Origin of the sequence: Streptomyces himastatinicus ATCC 53653 (genome assembly GCF_000158915.1) — a bacterium.
Lineage (GTDB): Bacteria > Actinomycetota > Actinomycetes > Streptomycetales > Streptomycetaceae > Streptomyces > Streptomyces himastatinicus.
Genome location: NZ_GG657754.1, coordinates 9338370 through 9339984, shown reverse-complemented (window position 1 = coordinate 9339984; position 1615 = coordinate 9338370). Strand labels below are relative to the sequence as shown.

Here is a 1615-nt window from a genome sequence, read left to right as displayed (position 1 = left end):
GGGCACCCCGGCCGATTCGGCGGTCTCGCCGAGCCCGGCCAGCAGGCCCGGGTGGGGGCTGGACTAGAAGAAAAATCTCGAAGCCGTCGGCGAGCAGCGCCCGGGTCGTCTCCTCGAAGCGGACGGTCTGCCGCAGGTTGGTGTACCAGTACGCGGCGTCCAGTCCCGCGGTGTCCAGCTGGCCGGCGGTGACGGTGGAGTAGAACGGGACGTCCGAGGTGCGCGGGGTCAGACCGGTCAGCTCGGTGAGCAACCGGTCGCGGATCTCCTCCACGAACACCGAGTGGGACGCGTAGTCCACGCGGATGCGACGGGTCTGGACGCCCTCGGCGTCCATCCGCTCGCGCAGTTCGTCCAGGGCCTGCGGATCGCCGCACACGACGACGGAGCCGGGGCCATTGATGACGGCGAGCTGGAGGCGGCCGTCCCAGTCGGCCAGGTGCCCGGACGTACGGTCGGCGGACAGGGCCACCGACATCATGCCGCCCCGGCCCGCAAGGTCCTGGCGGATGATGCGGCTGCGCAGGGCGACCACGCGCGCGCCGTCCTCCAGCGACAGCGCACCGGCGACGCAGGCGGCGGCGATCTCCCCCTGGGAGTGGCCGACGACGGCGGCCGGTTCGACCCCGGCGGCGCGCCACGCCTCGGCCAGCGACACCATCACCGCCCACAGCGCGGGCTGTACGACGTCGACGGCGTCCAGGGGCGGTGCGCCGGGCGCGCCGTGCAGCACGTCGAGCAGGTCCCACTCGACGTACGGCTCCAGGGCCTTGGCGCATTCGCCGAGGCGGGTCGCGAAGGCCGGTGAGTGCTCCAGCAGTTCGACACCCATGCCGGGCCACTGCGAGCCCTGCCCGGGGAAGACGAACACGGCGCGCGGGTCGCCGCGCTGCACGCCCTGGACGACGGAGGCGGGTGTCTTCCCGGCCGCCAGCGCGTCGAGCCCGGCGAGCAGTCCGTCGCGGTCGCCGTCCACGATCACGGCCCGGTGTTCCAGAGCGGCGCGGCCACGGGCGAGCGAGGCGGCGACATCCAGGGGGTCGGTTTCCGGTTGATCGCGCAGGTCGGCGGCGATCCGCGCTGCCTGGGCGCGCAGCGCCTCCGCCGACGCCGCCGACACGGTCAGCGGCACGGCCGGGGGCCGCTCGCCGCGCGGTTCACGCGGGCCGGGCGGCGGCGCCTCCTCGAGCACTACATGGGCGTTGGTGCCGCTGACGCCGAACGAGGACACCGCGGCGCGCCGCGGACGGCCGGCCACCTGCCATTCCCTCGCCTCGGTGAGCAGTTCGACGGCTCCCTCGGTCCAGTCGATGTGCAGGGGACGGGGTGTCCACGTGCAGGGTGCGGGGCAGCGTACGGTTCCGCATCGCCTGGACCATCTTGATGACCCCGGCGGCCCCCGCCGCGGCTCCCGTGTGCCCGATGTTGGACTTCACCGACCCCAGCCACAGGGGGTGGTCGGGCGAGCGTCCGGCTCCGTACGCGGCGACCAGGGCCTGGCCTTCGATGGGGTCGCCGAGGGTGGTGCCGGTGCCGTGTGCCTCGACCGCGTCGACCTCGCCCGGGGCGAGGCCCGCGTCGGCGAGCGCCTGGCGGATGACGCGCTGCTGGGCGA

Annotated in this window: 1 pseudogene; it reads right to left on the bottom strand. The window is 74.4% G+C overall.

Features of this window, described 5'->3' with window-relative positions:
* A pseudogene (locus SSOG_RS39650) lies at positions 1-1615 on the bottom strand (acyltransferase domain-containing protein); the annotation flags it as partial.